Origin of the sequence: Streptomyces sp. NPDC056479, assembly GCF_042795335.1 — a bacterium.
In the GTDB taxonomy this organism is placed as follows: Bacteria; Actinomycetota; Actinomycetes; order Streptomycetales; family Streptomycetaceae; genus Streptomyces.
Genome location: NZ_JBHTRZ010000007.1, coordinates 293,338 through 312,654, shown reverse-complemented (window position 1 = coordinate 312,654; position 19,317 = coordinate 293,338). Strand labels below are relative to the sequence as shown.

Annotated in this window: 15 protein-coding genes; 3 read left to right on the top strand and 12 right to left on the bottom strand. The window is 70.7% G+C overall.

Annotation, left to right across the window (positions count from 1 at the left end; genetic code table 11):
- The first annotated feature begins 203 nt into the window (after positions 1-203).
- Positions 204-2,066, top strand: coding sequence for a lectin (locus tag ACFQ6S_RS27690; protein ID WP_383415244.1), 1,863 nt, complete (start codon positions 204-206; stop codon positions 2,064-2,066).
- A 15-nt stretch (positions 2,067-2,081) separates the two neighbouring features.
- Here ACFQ6S_RS27690 and ACFQ6S_RS27685 read toward each other — a convergent pair whose 3' ends face one another.
- The 9 genes from ACFQ6S_RS27685 to ureA all read right to left on the bottom strand — a co-directional run bounded on the left by ACFQ6S_RS27685 (position 2,082) and on the right by ureA (position 13,095).
- Positions 2,082-2,516, bottom strand: a complete 435-nt coding sequence (locus ACFQ6S_RS27685) for a VOC family protein (RefSeq protein WP_383415241.1) — start codon at positions 2,514-2,516, stop codon at positions 2,082-2,084.
- A 56-nt stretch (positions 2,517-2,572) separates the two neighbouring features.
- Complete coding sequence (cimA, locus tag ACFQ6S_RS27680) at positions 2,573-4,177, bottom strand: citramalate synthase (RefSeq protein WP_383415239.1); 1,605 nt, start codon at positions 4,175-4,177, stop codon at positions 2,573-2,575.
- 306 nt (positions 4,178-4,483) lie between these two features.
- On the bottom strand, positions 4,484-5,770 hold the full coding sequence (locus tag ACFQ6S_RS27675) for a TolB family protein (protein WP_383415237.1): 1,287 nt from the start codon (positions 5,768-5,770) through the stop codon (positions 4,484-4,486).
- Between the two features lie 26 nt (positions 5,771-5,796).
- Positions 5,797-7,851 carry a TolB family protein gene (locus ACFQ6S_RS27670; RefSeq protein ID WP_383415235.1) on the bottom strand — a complete coding sequence of 685 codons (2,055 nt, stop codon included), beginning with the start codon at positions 7,849-7,851 and terminating at the stop codon, positions 5,797-5,799.
- Positions 7,851-8,903 (bottom strand): TolB family protein, encoded by a 1,053-nt coding sequence (locus tag ACFQ6S_RS27665; RefSeq protein ID WP_383415232.1) that lies wholly within the window; start codon positions 8,901-8,903, stop codon positions 7,851-7,853. The genes ACFQ6S_RS27670 and ACFQ6S_RS27665 overlap by 1 nt, the downstream gene beginning before the upstream one ends.
- Before the next feature lie 122 nt (positions 8,904-9,025).
- Positions 9,026-9,625, bottom strand: coding sequence for a TetR/AcrR family transcriptional regulator (locus ACFQ6S_RS27660; protein ID WP_383415229.1), 600 nt, complete (start codon positions 9,623-9,625; stop codon positions 9,026-9,028).
- Positions 9,626-9,634: 9 nt separating this feature from the next.
- Positions 9,635-10,675, bottom strand: a complete 1,041-nt coding sequence (locus ACFQ6S_RS27655; RefSeq protein WP_383415226.1) for an agmatine/peptidylarginine deiminase — start codon at positions 10,673-10,675, stop codon at positions 9,635-9,637.
- 9 nt (positions 10,676-10,684) lie between these two features.
- Entirely contained in the window at positions 10,685-12,394 is a 1,710-nt protein-coding gene (locus ACFQ6S_RS27650; RefSeq protein ID WP_383415223.1) for an urease subunit alpha, read from the bottom strand.
- Positions 12,391-13,095, bottom strand: a complete 705-nt coding sequence (gene ureA, locus ACFQ6S_RS27645) for an urease subunit gamma (protein WP_383415220.1) — start codon at positions 13,093-13,095, stop codon at positions 12,391-12,393. Before ureA ends, ACFQ6S_RS27650 begins: the two co-directional genes overlap by 4 nt.
- 129 nt (positions 13,096-13,224) lie before the next feature.
- Here ureA and ACFQ6S_RS27640 point away from each other — a divergent pair, with 129 nt between their 5' ends.
- Positions 13,225-14,667, top strand: a complete 1,443-nt coding sequence (locus ACFQ6S_RS27640; protein WP_383415217.1) for a cytosine permease — start codon at positions 13,225-13,227, stop codon at positions 14,665-14,667.
- Between the two features lie 79 nt (positions 14,668-14,746).
- Here ACFQ6S_RS27640 and ACFQ6S_RS27635 read toward each other — a convergent pair whose 3' ends face one another.
- Together ACFQ6S_RS27635 and ACFQ6S_RS27630 are read right to left on the bottom strand one after the other, a co-directional pair.
- A complete protein-coding gene (locus ACFQ6S_RS27635) occupies positions 14,747-15,835 on the bottom strand; it encodes a branched-chain amino acid aminotransferase (protein WP_383415214.1) in 1,089 nt (362 codons plus the stop codon).
- Between the two features lie 275 nt (positions 15,836-16,110).
- Complete coding sequence (locus ACFQ6S_RS27630) at positions 16,111-17,154, bottom strand: 3-isopropylmalate dehydrogenase (protein WP_383415212.1); 1,044 nt, start codon at positions 17,152-17,154, stop codon at positions 16,111-16,113.
- 142 nt (positions 17,155-17,296) lie between these two features.
- On the opposite strand from ACFQ6S_RS27630, the gene ACFQ6S_RS27625 reads away from it, so the two are divergent.
- Entirely contained in the window at positions 17,297-18,865 is a 1,569-nt protein-coding gene (locus tag ACFQ6S_RS27625) for a purple acid phosphatase family protein (protein WP_383415210.1), read from the top strand.
- 146 nt (positions 18,866-19,011) lie between these two features.
- Here ACFQ6S_RS27625 and ACFQ6S_RS27620 read toward each other — a convergent pair whose 3' ends face one another.
- Positions 19,012-19,152 carry a hypothetical protein gene (locus tag ACFQ6S_RS27620; RefSeq protein ID WP_383415207.1) on the bottom strand — a complete coding sequence of 47 codons (141 nt, stop codon included), beginning with the start codon at positions 19,150-19,152 and terminating at the stop codon, positions 19,012-19,014.
- Positions 19,153-19,317: the final 165 nt, after the last annotated feature.

Genomic DNA, 19,317 nt, shown 5'->3' with positions numbered 1-19,317 from the left:
CTTACCTCACGCCTTGAGTTAACTGGGGGCGCGGTTTGGCGTCAAGACTTCACGTCAGAACCGGTACGCCCTCAAGTCCTGGCCGGATCCGCGGCGTTGTCCCTTCATCTCGTGAACGCGCGACCCCTTGACGCGTATACGAAGCCGTCATTTACTCACGCCTCGCACGCCCCCTATCCCCCACCCCAGAAGGGCGGCGCTCCATGAGGAGATCCACTCGGACGCTCGGCCTGCTCCTCGCCGGGCTCCTCACCTCGGCCGGCTTCTCGGCGGCCACGCCCGCGCAGGCCGCGGGTGAACAGGTCACCGCCTGGCTCACCACGACGGACGACTCCGGCGGCCGCCATGTGGTCCGCGGGCTCCAGCAGCAGACGCCGTTCGCCTTCCAGGCCGGCTCCGGCGGCGGTGGCGAGAACATCACCGTCGACGAGAACACCCGCTACCAGACCTTCACCGGCGGCGGCGCGTCCTTCACGGACACCGCGGCCTGGCTGATGGACGGCAGCGGGGCGCTGTCGCAGGCCACGAAGGACGACACGATGCGCAAGCTGTTCTCCCCGACGGAGGGCATCGGGCTGTCGTTCCTGCGCAATCCCATGGGCGGCTCGGACCTCGCCCGCTTCGGCTACACCTACGACGACGTGCCGGCCGGGCAGACCGATCCGGATCTGTCCGAGTTCTCGATCGCACACGATCTCCAGGACGTCGTGCCGCTGACCAAGCAGGCGCGTCAGCTCAACCCGGGGCTCACCGTGATGGCCTCACCGTGGACGGCGCCCGCCTGGATGAAGGACAACGGGCAGCTCAACGGCGGCTGGCTGAAGGCGGAGAACTACGGCGCGTACGCCTCGTACTTCGTGAAGTATGTGCAGGCCTACCAGGCCCAGGGCGTCCCGATCGCGTACCTCACCGCGCAGAACGAGCCGACCTGCTGCTCGGGGTATCCCTCGATGAGCTGGAACGGGAGCGGCCTCGCGTACTTCACCAAGAACGAACTGCTACCGAAGCTGCAGAACGCCGGCCTGTCGACGAAGGTGCTGGCGCACGACTGGAACTGGGACACCTACGACGCCTACGCGGCCCAGACGGTCGACGACTCGGCGGTGCGGAACCATCCGAACTTCGGCGGGATCGCCTGGCACGGGTACGGCGGCGACGTGGCCAAGCAGACGCAGGTGCACAACCAGTATCCGCAGCTGGACGCCTTCGGCACCGAGCACTCGGGCGGCACCTGGATCGCGCACCAGCAGCGCGAGGACATGATGAACATCATCGACTACACCCGGAACTGGGCGAAGTCGGTGACGAAGTGGTCGCTCGCGGTGGACCAGAACCGGGGGCCGCACAACGGTGGCTGCGGGACCTGCGACGGTTTCATCACCGTGCACAACGGTGACTCGCGGCACGGGCAGGTCGACTACACCGTCGAGTACTACACGATGGGCCATCTGACGAAGTTCGTGAAGCCCGGTGCGCAGCGGGTCGCGTCCACGGCGTCTTCGTCGGTGCCGAACGTGGCGTGGCGCAACCCTGACGGGTCCAAGGCCCTGATCGCCTACAACGACGCTTCGGCCGCGAAGACCGTCACGATCAACTGGGGTTCGCAGCACGCCACTTACTCGCTGCCCGGCAAGACGTCGGCGACCTTCACCTGGTCCGGGACGCAGGCCGAGGGCCCGTCGCAGTCGGGGGCCTTCGTGGGCCTCGCGAACAAGTGCCTCGATGTCGCGGGCGGTTCGTCTGCGAACGGTGCCGCGGTGCAGCTCTACGACTGCAACGGCTCGGGTGCCCAGCGGTGGACCGTGCAGGCCGACGGGTCGGTGCGGGCGCTGGGCAAGTGCCTTGACGTCACGGCCGGCTCTACGGCCGACGGGGCGCAGGTGCAGTTGTACGACTGCAACGGCTCGGGTGCCCAGCAGTGGTCGTACAACGCGTCGACGGGCGATGTGGTCAACCGTGCCGCCAACAAGTGTCTGGACGTGACCGGTAACTCCTCGGCGAACGGCGCCCGTGCACAGATCTGGAGCTGCACGGGCGCCGCCAACCAGAAGTGGCGTCTTCAGTAGCGTCCGGGCGCACCCTCAGGCGTACGGCTCGCCCACGCCCAGCAGGTTGCCCTCACTGTCGTGGAACCAGGCGGCGCGCTCACCGCGCAAGCCCTTGCTCGGGTAGTGCCCGTCGATGTCGGCGATGCCGTCGACCGTGCGCAGGCCGGGCACGTCGACCTCCTCGAACTCGACGCCGCGCCGCCTGAGTTCCGCGACCACCGCCTCGACGTCCTCGACCTGCCATCCCATCTGGGTGAAGGTGCCGGGGGAGGCACCCGTCGACTGGTACACGGCGAACTCCGTGCCCCCGCACCGGTACAGCAGCCCGCCGGGGCGTTCGTCGACGGGTTCCAGACCGAGCTTCTCGGCGTAGAAGCGCCGGGCCCGCTCCAGGTCCTGGGCGGGCAGGCGCGGCGCCACCTGCCCCCGGCCGAGGAAGTGCCTGGCGTCTGTGTCCTTGTCGTCCATGGCTCCACTGTGCCGTGGACGACGGGGCCGGGGGGCGGCGGCGGGGTCCGTTCGGCCTACTCGGCCGGTGTCACCCCGGCCCGCAGCAGGCCGTACGTGTACGCGTCCTCCAGGGCCTGCCACGACGCCGCGATGACGTTCTCGGCGACGCCGACCGTCGACCACTCCCCCGCCCCGTCGGACGTGGAGATCAGCACGCGGGTCGTGGACTGGGTGCCGTGCACGCCCTCCAGGATGCGGACCTTGTAGTCGACCAGGTCCAGCTTGGCGAGCTGTGGGTAGATCTTCTCCAGGGCCACCCGGAGTGCCCGGTCCAGGGCGTTGACCGGGCCGTTGCCCTCGGCCGTGGCGACGATGCGCTCGCCCTTGGCGAAGAGCTTGACCGTGGCCTCGTTGGCGTGGCTGCCGTCGGGGCGGTCCTCGACGATCGCCCGCCAGGACTCGACCTGGAAGTAGCTCAGGGGCTTGCCCTCGACCTCGGTGCGCAGGAGGAGTTCGAAGCTCGCGTCCGCCGCCTCGTAGGTGTAGCCCTGGAGCTCGCGCTCCTTGACCCGCTCGACGACCCGGCCGACCAGTTCGCGGTCGCCGCCCAGGTCGATGCCTAGTTCCTTGCCCTTGAGCTCGATCGAGGCGCGGCCCGCCATGTCGGAGACCAGCATGCGCATCGTGTTGCCGACCTGTTCCGGGGCGATGTGCTGGTACAGGTCCGGGTCGACCTTGATCGCGGAGGCGTGCAGGCCGGCCTTGTGCGCGAAGGCGGACACGCCGACGTACGGCTGGTGGGTGGAGGGGGTGAGGTTGACGACCTCGGCGATGGCGTGCGAGATGCGGGTCATCTCGCGGAGGTGACCGTCGGGGAGGACCTTCTTGCCGTACTTCAGCTCCAGGGCCGCCACCACCGGGAAGAGGTTGGCGTTGCCGACGCGCTCGCCGTAGCCGTTGGCCGTGCACTGGACGTGGGTCGCGCCCGCGTCGACCGCGGCGAGGGTGTTGGCGACCGCGCAGCCGGTGTCGTCCTGGGCGTGGATGCCGAGCCGGGCGCCGGTGTCGGCGAGGACGGTGGAGACGACCGCCTGGACCTGGGCGGGGAGCATGCCGCCGTTGGTGTCGCAGAGGATCACGACGTCGGCGCCGGCCTCGGAGGCGGTGCGTACGACGGATTTCGCGTACTCGGGGTTGGCGCGGTAGCCGTCGAAGAAGTGCTCGCAGTCGACGAAGACGCGGCGGCCCTGCGCGCTCAGGTAGGACACCGTGTCGCGGACCATCTCCAGGTTCTCGTCCAGGGTGGTGCGCAGGGCGAGCTCGACATGCCGGTCGTGGGACTTGGCGACGAGGGTGATCACCGGGGCGCCGGACTCCAGGAGCGCGTTGACCTGCGGGTCCTCGGACGCCTTGCCGCCCGCGCGGCGGGTGGCGCCGAAGGCGACCAGCTGGGCGTGCTTGAAAGTGATCTCCTGCTGGGCGCGGGCGAAGAACTCGGTGTCCCGCGGGTTGGCGCCGGGCCAGCCGCCCTCGATGAAGCCCACGCCGAAGTCGTCCAGGTGCCGTGCGATGGCCAGCTTGTCGGCGACGGTGAGGTTGATGCCCTCCCGCTGGGCGCCGTCGCGCAGGGTGGTGTCGAAGACGTGGAACGAGTCGTCGAGTTCGCTGGTTACCGTCATGGTCGTAAGGCTCCTGTGTTGGATCTCGGTCTACCGGAATGACCGGTTCCACCGCCCCACCTATGGTCCCTCACGCTCTCCGCCCGGCTGCTGGTGGGCCGGGAAACAGAAAAACCTCTCGCGGGTGCGAGAGGTCTGCGCGCGGGTCGAGGACGACGGTGTCCGCCCGTACCTGGTCGTACGTGGCGGTCACTGCGGACCGGCGCGCCTGCTGCCAATAATCATGGCGAACGAGAGCACGGGGGCAGTCTGGCACAAGTCGCCCCCGTGCTCACCGTCCGTCTCAGGATGCGAGCACTGTGCTGATCACCGCAGGTGGCGGACGAAGCCGTCGCTCACCCCGTTGGTGTCGCCGGCGACGAGCTGGGACGAGGCACTGCTGAGGGCGAGGCGCTCGGCCCCGTCGCTCACCGACGCCAGCCACACGCTCGCGTCCGTCACCGGCCCGCCGCCGACGGCCTCGCTGACCAGGCGGGTGGACCCGGTGCGCAGATCGCGGAGGTAGATGTTGGCCGGGCCGAGCGTTCCGTCGGGCAGTCGCGGGGTGGCCTCGTAGCCGACATAGCGGCCGTCCGCGCTGACCACGGGACGGTCGGGCATGCTCTCGCCGTCGGGACCGGCGTCGATCCGGCGGGTGATGTCGGTCCGCAGGTCGCGGACGTAGATGTCGGACGCGTCCGGGCCGCCGCCGGGGACCAGGTCCTCGTCCCAGTTCTGGAAGGCGACGGTGCGACCGTCCGCGGAGAGCGTCGCGGGCAGGGCGTACCTCGGTGCGGGGGAGCCGTCCGCCTTGACGTTCACCCGCTCCTCGGCGCCGGTGCGGCGGTCGTGCACCCACGTGACGCCGTTCGAGCTGCGCGGGACGAGCTGTGTGTACAGCACGTACCGGCCGTCGGCGCTCACGCCCTGGAAGAGCGCCGGGTTGGTCGGGCGGTCCGGGTTGGTGATCCGCTCCGCCCGGCCGGTGCGGCGGTCGAAGACGTACACGGCTCCGAAGAGGTCGGCGGCTCCCTCCTCCATGCGGTCGGCCTTGGCGTTGAAGGCGATGTAGCGGGCGTCGGCCGACATGGCGGCGCCGGCCGCGTAGGCGGAGCCCCCGTCGAAGGCGACGCTGATCCGCTTCGTGGTGCCGGTGCGCCGGTCGTGCAGATAGATGTCGTCGGCCCCCGCGTCCGCCGGCGGGGTGTCCCAGTGGACGAGGTTCCTGGCGTTGGAGCGGAAGAGGACGTACCGGCCGTCGGCGCTGATGGACTGCAACGACGACCGCTGGTCGGCCTGGGTGCCGTCCGAGCCGACGCTGACCCGCTCGACGGCCCCCGTGCGCAGATCGCGCACGAAGACGTCCGACATCTCGTTGGTGTCGCCGGACACCAGGTTGGACGCGTCCGCCGTGAACGCCGCGAAGCGGCCGTCGGCGCTGAACTCCGGCGCGTAGGAGGGGCCGTTGCCCTGCTCCCCCGTCGGCGACAGGGTGACCCGTTCGACGGACGGGATGCGGGGCCCGGCGCTCGCCGACGTCCCGGGCAGTGCCGCCGTGGTGGCGGCCAGGGCTACGGCGACGGCGAGCGCGCGGACTCGCTTGGTGCTGTGCATGGTTGTTCCCCCGTGGTTGGTTGCTGTTACTGGACTGTCCGCAGGAAGACGTCCGTCACCCCGTTGGTGTCACCCTCCACCAGATCGGGTGACGCCGACTCGAACGCGACGACGGTGCCGTCGGCGTTCACGGACGGATGCCCGGCAGGCAGGTCGTTGCGGCCGCCCCGGCGGTCTACGCTGACCAACTGCCGCTCTCCGGTGGCTGGTTCGAGCAGGTAGACGGATGGCCCGGAGGTGTACGCGAGTGCCGTGCCGTCCCCGGCCAGCGAGGGCTGCGTGCCCTTGATCCGGGTCGTGGCACCGGTGTCCAGGTCACGGACGTGGATGTCGCGGCCCTGCTGGAAGGCGATCTTGCGGCCGTCCGCGCTGAGCGAGGGCGCCGACCCGTGCGTGGCGGCCTGCTCCAGAGCGCCGGTGTCCAGGTCGCGGACGTGGATGCCGCCGCCCTGCTCGAAGGCGATGTACCGGCCGTCGTAGCTGATCGACGGGTTGCCCGCCGCCTCGCCGGTCGGCGCGCTGACGACGTCGGTGCCGCCGCCGTTGAACCTGAAGCGGTAGACGCGGGGTTGCGGGTGCGGATCGGCGTCGGTGGCGGGCAGGGTCGCCGCGTAGGTGATCCACTGGCAGGTGGGGTCGACCACGGGCTGTCCCATCCAGGTGAAGCGGACGCCCTGGTAGGAGCTCAGGCTGGTGAGCTTGCCGACGGCACGGTTGCGGATGTGGACGCCCGGTCCGCCGTCGCCGTCGAACGGGGCCACGTAGCCCACCATGCGTCCGCTGTAGCAGGGAGTTCCGTCGCTCGAGGGCTTCTGTGCGGCGGAGTTGACCTGCGAGATGCCGCCCGCGGCGTTGACGAACACGTCATCCCCCGACGTGAAGGAGACGACCTTGTCCTCGCCCATCACCGGGTCGTACGACGGCCCGGCGAACTGCTGTCCGTCCCGGGTCAAGCTGATCCGTTCGGTGACCGAGGGCATCGGGGCCGGGTTCCGGCGGAGTTCGCCCGAGAAGACGAACACGTCCGACTCGGCATTGGTGTCGCCCGGCACCAGATGGGACTCCCTCGCGCTGAACGCGACCGCATGCCCCTTGGCGGCCAGCGCCCCGTCCATCACCTGGGCGGTCGGCGGCAGCGCGGCCCCGCGCGCCCCGGTCCGCAGGTCGCGCACCCGGGTGCCGTCCTCGCCCGAGAGGACCGCGTACCGGCCGTCCGCCGTGGTGGTGGAGACAGAGCCGTCGGCCACCCGCCGTGAGTGCCCGGTGCGGAGGTCGTGGACGTACAGGCCGCCGTCGGCCTCCAGCAGGACGCGGCGGCCGTCCGCGGTGATGCGGACCAGGTAGGCGACGCCGAGACCGGTGTCGACCTGGGTCCGTTCACCCGTCGCCCGGTCCTTGACGAAGACGTCCCTCGGGTCGTCCTCGGAGCCCGTCTGGACCGAGTAGGCGACCCGCATGCCGTCGCCGCTCACCGACGCCGCGCCCTTCGGGCCCTCCTCGGCCGGCGAGATCAGCTCGTCGGTGCCGGTGGCCGTGTCGCGGACGTACAGGAGCCGGGTGTTCTGCGGGCCGTTGCGGTTGCCGATGGTGTACGCGACGTGCGTGCCGTCCGGGCTGATCGACTGCGCCCGGCCCAGCTCGTTGGAGCCCGGCGGGTTCTCGGGCCACAGCCGCTCCGCACGGCCGGTGGCGCTGTCGTACAGGTAGGGGGCCGTGAACCGGGTGCCCGCGGAGAAGGCGACCCGGCCGCCGTCGGCGCTCAGCGCCGGCGAGGCGTACGTGTGGCCGTCGCCGAGGTCGATCTTGGTGACCGCTCCCGTGCTCAGGTCCTTCACCAGCAGGCACGGGAAGAAGTGCGCGCAGCCGAAGCTCGCCGCGGTGGTCGTGAACGCGACGTGGTGGCCGTCGGCGCTGATCACGGCGCCGCTCGACGGTCCGTCGGCCTGGCCGCCGTCGGCGGCGGTGCTCGCGCGCACGGTACTCGGCGGCTTCTGCGGACCGGCCTGGGCGACGGTCGCGGAGGTCCAGGTCAGGGCGATGGTGACGGCCGTGCCCAGCACGGCTCTCAAGGCGCGGGACATCAGTGAGACCTCCACCGGAAGACATCGGACACGCTGTTGGTGTCGCCGGGCACGACCTCCGCGTCGGCCGTGGAGTACACGACCGAGCGGCCCCGGTCGGAGATCGCCGCGCCGACGGCACTGCCGTGCCCGACGAGGACCTCGCGACCGCCATGGACGTTTCGCAGCCACAGGTTCGACTGCCCGTCCTGAAGCAGGACCCGGCGCCCGTCGGGGCTCACGGCCCGGACCTTCGCGCCCGGGAAGTGCTCGACCCGGCCGCTGCGCAGATCCCGTACGTACGAGCCGTCCGCCGAGTCCATCGCCAGCGTGCGGCCGTCGGCGCTCAGTTGGACCACGGTCGAGGGTGTCCCGTCGTCGGCCTCGGACTGCGTGCCGGCGGTGCGGTCGGCCACCCACACGTCGCCGGTGCCCTCGTCCTGGTAGGCGACGAGACGGCCGTCACCGCTGATCGACGGGTTGTCCATGTCCCGGGTGGAGTCCTGCGGGCCCGCGCTGACGGTCTCCCGGGTGCCGGTGAGCCGGTCGTAGAGGTCGATGCGGGTCGGGTACTGCGGATGCCCGGACCATCGGTAGGCGATGTAGCGGCCGTCCGCGCTGATGGCCGGCGCGTACGAGCTGTCCCGGCCGTCGGGCGCCCCGACCCGGATCCTCTCGCCCGTGCTCAGGTCGGTCAGGAAGACGTTGATGTTACGGCTGCCCCAGTCGATGTAGGTGGCGAAGCGGCCGTCGGCGCTGAGCTCGGGCGTGCTGAGCGAGTTCTCGATCTTCGTGACGGCGCCGGTGCGCAGGTCACGGACGTACGAGTAGGTGCCCGGGTGGGTGACGCCCTCGGGCACGAGGTTGGTCGCCGACGAACGGAACGCCGCGAAGCGCCCGTTCGGCGTGATCATCGCGGCGCTGGAGGCGCCGTCGGCCTGGCTGCCGTCGGCGGCGGTGCTGATCCTCTCCACGCGAGGTGTGTGCGGCGCGGCGGCTGCGGTCGTTGCGGTGAGCGCGAGCAGCAGCGCCGTCCCTAAGGAGACCCCGGACACACGCACGGCTCTGGACATGTTCCCCCCTGTTGTCCCCGTGGACGCTTCTCCCCCGGCCCGCGCCGAGGGCTCCCCACGAGGCAAACGCACCAGGCGCTACAGGGTCAATCCGCAGTAATGCGTACAACCAGGGCGCGGGCTCAGGAGTCCGCGAGGAGGGCGTCGTCGAGGAACTCCCTTACGTGGCGCAGAATCTGCGCCCGGTCCGTGCCCCGCAGTCCGATGGCGACATGGATCGAGAACCCGTCGAGGAGCGCCCGCAGCCGCGCCGCGAACCGGTCCGGGTCGACCGTGCGGAACTCACCCCTCGACACCCCCTCCGCCAGCAGCGCCACCAGGTCGCGGTGCCAGGCGCCCTCGATGGCGGCCTGCCGGTCGCGGGCGGCGTCGTCGGCGTTCTGCGAGCGGTTCCAGACCTCGAGCCACAGGGTCCAGTGCGGGTCGCGGTGGCCGTCGGGCACGTACAGGTCGACGTAGGCGTCGAGCCGTTCGCGGGCGGAGGCGGACCGGGTGAGGAGCCGCCCGCGCTCGGCGCCGAGCCGCCCCTCGCTCCACTCCAGGGTGCGCAGCAGCAGCTCGTCCTTGGAGTGGAAGTAGTAGAGGAGATGGCCGCTGCTCATACCGACCTCACGGCCGAGCGCCGCCATGGTGAGCTTCTCCAGACCGCGCTCGGCGATCATCTCCATGGCGGCGGCGAGCACCTCGTCGCGGGGCGGCGCCTGCCTGCGCCCACCGGCCATCTGCGGCTCCTAGATCTTCGGCTGCTGCTGCGTGATGCAGTGGATGCCTCCACCACCCGCGAAGATCGTACGGGCGTCGACGAGGGTCACCGTCCGCTCCGGGAACAGCCGCCGGAAGATGCCGGCCGCGAGCTCGTCGCGCGGGTCGTCGAAGCCGCAGAGCACCACACCGCCGTTGCAGAGGTAGTGGTTGATGTAGGAGTAGTCGGCCCAGTGGCCGTCGGCCTCCAGGACGGTCGGGGCGGGGACCTCCACGACCTCCAGGCGGCGGCCGCGCGCGTCCGTCTGCGATCTCAGCAGGCCTACGGTCTCCTTGGTCACCTCGTGGTCGGGGTGCGCCGGGTCCGGCTGCACATGGGCCACGACCACACCGGGACGGGCGAAGGCGGCGACGATGTCGACGTGGCCGAGGGTGCCGAAGCCGTAGGGAGGGTAGTCGCCGGTGAGGCCGCGGGGCAGCCAGATCGCCTTGCGGGTGCCGAGCATGGCGTGGATCTCGGCCTCCACCTCCTCCCGCGTCCAGTGCGGATTGCGCTCCGGACCGAGCTGGACGGTCTCGGTGAGCAGGACCGTCCCCTCGCCGTCGACATGGATCGCCCCGCCCTCGTTGACCAGTCGCGAGGCGTACGTCCTCGTCGAGCCGGCCAGGTGGCAGACGTGTGCGGCGATCTCCGCGTCGTGCTCCCAGCTGGCCCAGTCCTGCGCGCCCCAGCCGTTGAACGTCCAGTCGACGGCGGCGAGTTCACCGGCACCGTCGGTCAGGAACGTCGGGCCGATGTCGCGCATCCAGGCGTCGTCGAGGTCCCGTTCGACGGTCTCCACCCCCGGCCCGAGCAGCGTCCGGGCCTCCTCGGACTGTCCCGGGCCGCACACCACCGTCACCGGTTCGAAGCGTCGCACGGCACGGGCGACCGACGCCCAGGCCAGGCGGGCGGCCACGAGATCCTCGGCGCTCTCGAAGGTCACGTTCGGCCCCGGCCAGGCCATCCAGGTGCGCTCGTGCGGGGTCCACTCGGCCGGCATGCGGAAGCCGTCGGAGGCAGCAGACATGGGGTGTCCTTAGAGGAAGTAGAGGCGATTGAGGGAGACGGACTCGGCCGGCTCCGAGTGCACCGGGTCCCCGTCGAGGGTGACCAGACCGGTGCGCTGGTCGACGTCGACCTGTCCGGTACGGGAGTTCAGGCGCAGATCGGCCGGCCCGATCCCGCGCGTGCCGCGCACGGCGACCCTGCGGCGCCGGGTGGGCATCGTGTCGTTGCCCTGGTCGAGGGCGGCCTGGGCGACGAAGGCGACGGAGATGTCGGCGGGGGTGGCGCCGTACGACCCGAACTGCGGGCCCAGGACCAGAGGTTCGCAGGTGTCGGTGGCCGCGCCCGGGTCGCCGGTCACGCCGTACGCGGGGAACCCGGACTTGAGCACCAGCTGCGGCTTGGCGCCGAAGTACTCCGGGCGCCACAGCACGATGTCGGCGAGCTTGCCGACCTCCAGCGACCCCACTTCGTGCGAGAGCCCGTGAGCGATGGCGGGGTTGATGGTCAGCTTGGCCATGTAGCGCAGGACGCGTTCGTTGTCGTGCTCGTCGGGGGCGCCGAACTCGGCCTTCATCTTGCCGGCCATCGCGAAGGTACGGCGGACGGTCTCCCCGGCCCGGCCCATGCCCTGCGCGTCCGACGAGGTGATGCCGATCGCGCCCAGGTCGTGCAGCACGTCCTCCGCGCCCATCGTCCCGGACCGGATGCGGTCGCGGGCCATGGCCGCGTCGCCGGGGAGGTCGGTCTTGAGGTCGTGGACGGAGACGATCATGCCGTAGTGCTCGGCGACGGCGTCCCGGCCGAAGGGCAGGGTCGGGTTGGTGGAGGAGCCGATGACGTTCGGGACGCCGGCCATCTTCAGGACGTTCGGGACGTGTCCGCCGCCGCAGCCCTCGATGTGGAAGGCGTGGATGGTGCGGCCCTCCAGCACCCGCAGGGTGTCCTCGACCGACAGGCACTCGTTCAGGCCGTCGCTGTGCAGGGCGACCTGGACGTCGTGCTCCTCCGCCACGCGCAAGGCCGTGTCCAGCGCCCGGGTGTGGGCGCCCATGTCCTCGTGCACCTTGAAGCCGGAGGCGCCGCCCTCGGCCAGTGCCTCGACGAGCGGGGCGTCGTGCGAGGACGACCCCCGGCCCAGGAAGCCGATGTTGACCGGCCAGGCGTCGAAGGCGTTGAACGCGTGCCGCAGCGCCCACGGCGAGTTGACGCCGACGCCCCACACAGGCCCGAACTCCTGGCCGATGATCGTGGTCACCCCGGAGGCGAGCGACGCCTCCATGACGCGCGGCGACAGCAGATGGACGTGGGTGTCGACGGCCCCGGCAGTCGCGATGAGCCCCTCGCCGGACACGATCGAGGTGCCTGTGCCGACGACGACGTCCACCCCGTCGAGGGTGTCGGGATTCCCGGCCCGGCCGATCGAGCAGATCCGGCCCTCCCTGATCCCGATGGAGACCTTCCGGATCCCCAACGCGGCGTCGATCACGACGACGTTGCTGACGACCACGTCACAGGTCTCCCGCACGGCGGCGGCCTTGAGGTGCAGGCCGTCCCGGGCGGTCTTGCCGAACCCGGCGAGGAACTCGTCGCCGTAGCGCTGCGCGTCGGAGTCGACGCGGATCGTCAGGCCGGAGTCGCCGAGCCGGACACGGTCACCGGCGCGCGGGCCGTGGGCGGCGGCGTACTCGTACGGGCTGAGGCGGCGTGCCTCGGCGGGGTGGCCTCCTGGGCGGCTCATCGCTCGACCTCCTGAGCAGGTGTGTCCGACGCGCCGAGGTAGCCGCAGGCGGCGGCGCGGCGCAGTGCCTCCGCGCGGGCGCCGGGCGCGTCCAGCGGCCCGTCGACGAGTCCCGCGAACCCGATCGCGATCCGCTCGCCCCCGATCGGCACGAGTCCGACCTCGACGCTCTCCCCCGGCCCGAAGCGCACGGAGGACCCGGCGGGGACGGCGAGCCGCATCCCGTAGGCCGTGTCCCGTACGAAGTCGAGGCGCGGGTTGGCCTCGAAGAAGTGGAAGTGGGAGGTGACGGAGACGGGCACGGTGGCGGTGTTGGTGACCGTCAGCCGTACGACCGCCTCGGGTTCGGCGTGGGCGGGCCCCGGCAGCAGCGCGCCCGGCGCCCGGTCGCCCAGCCCCCCGCCGATCGGATCGCCGACGACGGCGAGCCGCGAGCCGTCGTCGAAGACCGCCTCGACATGCACCTCGGTGACGACGTCCGCCACGCCCGGCAGCACGTCGTCCGGCCCGAGCACGGACCGGGCCCGCTCGATCGCCTCGGCGAGGCGGACGCCGTCGCGGGCGGCCTCGCACACGGTGTCCGCTATGAGCGCCGTCGCCTCCGGGACGTTCAGCCGCAGCCCGCGGGCCCGGCGCGCCCGGGCCAGCTCGGCGGCTCCGAAGAGCAGCAGCCGGTCACGTTCCGTGGGGGTCAGTCTCACTACGCGGCACCTCCTTGCCTACCCGACTTTAGAGCAACACTCTAAACATGGAATTCCTCCCGTCGAAAGGTTGACAGCAAACTTCGGGCCATCCAGATTGAACGTCACTCAAACCCAGGGAGACCACCCATGCCGATGGAACAGCGCGGAGTCGACACCATCCCCGAGGAGGAACGCACGAGCGGTCCCCGGGATCTCGTATCGATCCTGCTGGGGTCGAACCTCTGCCTCGGAGTGATCGTCTTCGGCTGGCTCCCGCCGTCCTTCGGCCTGGACTGGTGGGCCTCGGTGAGCTCGATCGTGGTGGGCACGCTGGTCGGCACGGCCCTCACCGCCCCGCTCGCCCTGATCTCCCTGCGCACCGCGACGAACCTGTCCACCTCCTCCGGCGCCCAGTTCGGCGTGCGCGGCCGCCTGGTCGGCTCGGTGGTCGGCCTACTGCTCGCCCTCGGCTACACGGCCCTGACCGTGTGGATCGGCGGCGATGTGATGGTCGGCGTACTGGGCCGGCTCATCGGCCTGCCGGCGAGCGGGGTGTCGTACGGCGTGGTGTACGGGCTGCTGGCCGCGGCGACGGTCGCGGGCGCGGTGTACGGCTATCGCGTGCTGCTCGCCATGTCCCGCGTCCTCGCGGTCGGCATGACGGCCCTGCTGGTCCTCGGTGTGGTCGCCTACGCCCCGCACTTCACCACCGACGCGCTGCCGGAGGCGGGCGGCTATCTGCTGGGCGGCTTCTGGCCGACGTGGCTGCTCGCGGCGGTGGCGGCGGGCCTGTCCGGGCCGATCGCCTTCATCACCCTGCTCGGCGACTACACCCGCTACATCTCCCCGGTCCAAAACTCCTCACGCCGGGTGCTGCACGCGACCTGGCTCGGCCTGATCCTGGGACTGCTGGTGCCGCAGCTGTTCGGCACCTTCACCTCGTACGCGGCACGGGCGGCGCTCGACTACGCCGGACCCCTCGTCTCCGCGTCCCCCGCCTGGTACCTGGTCCCGCTCCTGGTGGCCGCCTCCGCGGGTTCGGTCGGCAACGCCGGGCTGATGCTCTACTCCATGGGCCTCGACCTGGACGCCATCCTGCCGCGCGCCTCCCGGGCGACGGCGACGTACACCGTCGCCGTGATCGCCACGGTCTGTGTCTTCGTCGGCCACTACTACTCGAGCGCGCAGGACGCGATGACGTCCTTCGTCCTGCTGCTGACGGCGATCGGCACGCCATGGGCGGTCATCACACTGATCGGCTTCGCCCGCTGCCGTGGGGTGTACGACGCGGAGGCCCTCCAGGTCTTCAACCGACGGGCGCGGGGCGGGATCTACTGGTACCGGGCCGGCTGGAACATCCCGGCGACCGTGTCCTGGGCCCTGGGCGCGACGGTCGGCCTGCTGGCCGTGTCCCTGCCTTCGTACGAGGGGCCGCTGCTGTCCCTGACGGGCGGCGTGGATTGCAGTTTTCTGCTGTCGGGGCTGGTGGGAGGGGTGGCATACGCTCTGTCGGCCCCGGGCGCCGCGAGGACGGAACCCAAGGCCGACAACGCGGCGCCGGTCGGCCAGAACAGCCCGTCCGGCGTTTGAGGACGAGGCCGTCTAGGCCGAAGCGGGGGTCTGGGGGCGGCAGCCCCCAGCGGCCCCGGCCCCAACGCCGAGCACCGAGTCAGCCCAGCTGATGCATCCACCCGTGCTGGTCAACGGCAGTGCCCCGCTGAATGTCCAGGAGGGCCTGGCGGAGCTTCAGCGTCACCTCGCCGGGCTCCCCGTCGCTCTGCCGCCACTGCGCACCCGTGCGCTTCACCATGCCGACCGGCGTGATGACCGCGGCCGTACCGCAGGCGAAGACCTCGGTGAGCGTGCCGTTCTCCGAGTCGCGCTGCCACTGGTCCACGGAGACGCGGCCCTCCTCGGCCTCGTAACCGAGGTCACGGGCGACCTGGAGGAGGGAGTCGCGGGTGACGCCCTCCAGGATGGAGCCGGTGAGGGACGGGGTGATGATCTTGTCGCCGTAGACGAAGTACAGGTTCATGCCGCCGAGTTCCTCGACCCACTTGCGCTCGACCGCGTCGAGGTAGCAGACCTGTGCGCAGCCCTCGGCGGCGGCCTCGGCCTGGGCCAGCAGGGACGCGGCGTAGTTGCCGCCCGTCTTGGCGTCGCCCATGCCGCCCGGCACGGCGCGGACGTGCTCCTCGGAGACCCAGATCGACACCGGCTTGACGCCACCGGGGAAGTAGGCGCCGGCCGGGGAGGCGATGACGATGAACAGGTACTCACTCGCGGGCTTCACGCCCAGGCCGACCTCGGTCGCGATCATGAACGGACGCAGGTAGAGGGACTCCTCGCCGCCGTGCGCCGGGACCCAGGCCTCGTCCTGCCGCACCAGTGCGTCGCAGGCCTCGATGAACGTCTCGACCGGCAGCTCGGGCATGCCGAGCCGGCGGGCGGAGGACTGGAAGCGCTGGGCGTTCTTCTCGGGGCGGAAGGTCGCGACGGTCCCGTCGGGCCGGCGGTAGGCCTTGAGGCCCTCGAAGATCTCCTGCGCGTAGTGCAGGACCATGGTGGCCGGGTCGAGGGAGAGCGGCGCGTACGGCACGAGCTCGCCGTCGTGCCAGCCACGGCCTTCGGTCCACTTGATCGTCACCATGTGGTCGGTGAAGTGGCGGCCGAACCCCGGGTTGGCCAGTATCGCCTCGCGCTCGGCGGCGGCGAGCGGGCTGGCGGAGGGCTTGAGCTCGATCGTGGGCGTCGTCATGAGTAGATGTCCTTCACCGGTTTCGTTGTGGCGGGCCGCGATCACGCCAGTACTGCCTGTGGCCAGTGCTAGGACGTCCGAGCATTTCTTCATATCGCGGCTCCGCGTTCGATTATCGCAAGCGGGTGCCGTGGAAGAAATCGGCCTGTTAGACGTGATCGGCGTGAAATCGCGATCCAGGGGTTGATGGTGTCACCCGGCGGCGGACATGGGGAAGCCGCCGGGTGCGAAGTGACCCGACGGCTTCGAATGTTGCTCGAGTGGCGCGACGGGCGTCAGCCGGCTACTCGTACGGCCAGCGCGTCGCCGATCTCCGACGTGCTGCGGGCGGGCTTGCCGGTGCGCTCCGCGAGGTCGACGGAGACGGCCTCGTCGATGCGGGCGGCCTCGGCGTCGTGGCCGAGGTGGCGCAGGAGCAGGGCGACGGACAGGACCGTGGCGGTGGGGTCGGCCTTGCCCTGGCCGGCGATGTCCGGGGCCGAGCCGTGGACCGGCTCGAACATGGACGGGAACTCGCCGCCGGGGTTGATGTTCCCGGACGCGGCGACGCCGATGCCGCCGGAGACAGCCGCGGCGAGGTCGGTGATGATGTCGCCGAACAGGTTGTCGGTGACGATGACGTCGAAGCGCTCGGGCTGGGTGACCAGGTAGATGGTCGCCGCGTCGACGTGCATGTACTCGGTGGTGACCTCGGGGAACTCCTCGGCCACCTTGTTGAAGATGTTCGTCCACAGGTGACCGGCGAAGGTCAGCACGTTGTTCTTGTGGATCAGCGCCAGCTTCTTGCGCGGGCGGGCCTGCGCACGGGCGAAGGCGTCGCGGACCACACGCTCGACACCGAAGGCCGTGTTCACGGAGACCTCGGTGGCGACCTCGTGCTCGGTGCCCTTGCGGATGGTGCCGCCGTTGCCCGTGTACGGGCCCTCGGTGCCCTCGCGGACCACGATGAAGTCGATGCTCGGCTCACCGGCGAGCGGGGTGGCGACACCCGGAAGGAGCTTCGACGGACGCAGGTTGACGTGGTGGTCGAAGGCGAAGCGGAGCTTCAGCAGGAAGCCGCGCTCCAGGACCCCGGAGGGGACGCCCGGGTCACCGATCGCGCCCAGCAGGATGGCGTCGTGCTTCTTCAGGGCGTCGAGGTCGGCGTCGGTGAGGGTCTCACCCGTGGCGTGGTAGCGCTTGGCGCCGAAGTCGTACTCCTTGGTCTCCAGCTTCACATCCTCCGGGAGGACGGCGGAGAGGACCTTCAGGCCTTCGGCCACGACCTCCTGGCCGATGCCGTCACCGGGAATCACTGCGAGATTGAGGCTGCGAGACATGTCGGCACCCTACTCCTCGTCCCATGGGATGACATGCGGTGTCCGCGATGCGGACAGCCGGACGGGGGAAGGCTCCTGCGCTTCAACCGCCGTTCACCCGGATGCAGGACGGGTGTTGGCCGTCGCTGGGAACTTTCCCACCATGGACGTTCCCGACTTCGGCATCCCCCCGCAGCTCGCCCGGCGGATGAGCATGGCCGAGCAGCACGAGTACCTGCGCACCAAGCTGACCCGGCGCCGCACGCTGGTGACCGCCGGCGCGGTCGCGGGCGGGCTGCTGACGGGCTGCTCGGCGTCGGGCACACCCGGTGCGAAGCCCTCCGTATCGGCGTCCGCGTCCACTCTCACGAAGGTGCCGGGCTCGGCCGTCGTCCCGTTCGGCCGCCATCTCGCCTTCGGCGCCGACCCGAAGTCGCAGATGCGGATCTCCTGGCAGATCCCGGCCGCGGTGAAGAAGCCGTACGTCCGGATCGGCCTGCGGCCCGACGACCTGAGCCGCAGGATCGACGCCGAGATCCGCGATCTGTACACCCCCGAACTGCAGGGCATCCGCGCGGCGTTGGAGCAGTACTACGTCCACGCGGCACTGGACTCCCTGCGCCCCGGCACGACGTACTACTACGGCGTGGGCCATGACGGCTTCGACCCGGCGGCCCCGAAGAACCGCGCGACGATCGCCTCCTTCCGCACGGCTCCCGCGAGCCCGGAGACCTTCACCTTCACGGCCTTCGGCGACCAGGGCGTCAGCGAGGCGGCCGCCACCAACGACAAACTCCTGCTGGATCAGGACCCGGCCTTCCACCTCCACGCCGGCGACATCTGCTACGCGAACGTCAAGGGCCTGGGCAAGGAGTCGGACGCCTACGACCCCGGCTACTGGGACGGTTACCTCAAGCAGACCGAGTCGGTGGCCAAGTCGGTGCCGTGGATGGTGACGACCGGCAACCACGACATGGAGGCGTGGTACTCGCCGGACGGCTACGGCGGCCAGCTGGCCCGCTGGTCCCTGCCGGACAGCGGCTTCGATTCCCGTACGGCCCCGGGCGTGTACTCCTTCACCTACGGCAACGTCGGCTTCGTCGCGCTGGACGCGAACGACGTGTCGTACGAGATTCCCGCCAACCGGGGCCACACGGACGGCCGTCAGACCAAGTGGCTGGACGAGCGGCTCGGTGAGCTGCGGGCGGCGAAGGGCGTCGACTTCATCGTCGTCTTCTTCCACCACTGCGCCTACTCGACGTCCTCGCACGCGTCCGACGGGGGTGTGCGGGCGGAGTGGGTGCCGCTGTTCGCGCAGCACGAGGTGGATCTCGTGATCAACGGGCACAACCACGTCTACGAGCGGACGGACGCCATAAAGAACGGCGAGGTCGGCCGGCAGGTGCCCATCGGCGCCTCGACGGACCCGACGCGGGACGGCATCGTGTACGTCACGGCGGGCGGCGGCGGCAAGGAGCTGTACGGCTTCCCTCCGGGCGTCGAGGAGAGCTACGAGGGGCATGTGACCGAGCGGGAGTCGGTCGACACCTTCAAGTGGACCAAGTCACGCAACACCAAGCCGGAGAGCGTGCAGTGGTCGCGGGTGCGCTACCGGGGTTTCTCCTTCCTCGCGGTGGAGGCGGAGAGCGGCGCGAAGCCCCGGCTGAAGGTGTCGGCACTGGCGCAGACCGGCGAGCGCATCGATCACTTCGAGGTGCGGCGCGGGGCATGAGGCCACGCGCCGCACCTCGGTCGGGCGCGGCTCCCGGCTTTTTGGTTGGGCGGCCGGCGCCCCGAAGGGGCGCGGGGAACTGCGCGACCAGCCACAAGGGCGCCGCAGACGAACGATGGTCTGCCCCGGCGCCCCCAGCGGAGCGTTCAGGCGGCCTGGTGGCCGGTGATGCCGCCGTTGTCCCTGCGGTCGAGGGCGCGCTGGAGGGCGGCCGCGGCGTTCTTGCGGTCGGACTCGCTCGTGCGGGAGATGTGACGGACTCGACGGCGGGCGGTCGTCTCGGCCATGGGAAATCGACTCCTTCGAGAATCCGGGAGTGACACAAGGGGGATACGAGACGCCGGGTGGGGCGGGGAGCGGTGCCGCAGGGGTTGCCTGCACGGGGCCCGGCTCACGACCGCCATTCGCTTGATCGAGCGAGACGTTCGGCTTCTACAAAGCTAAGGGAGGAC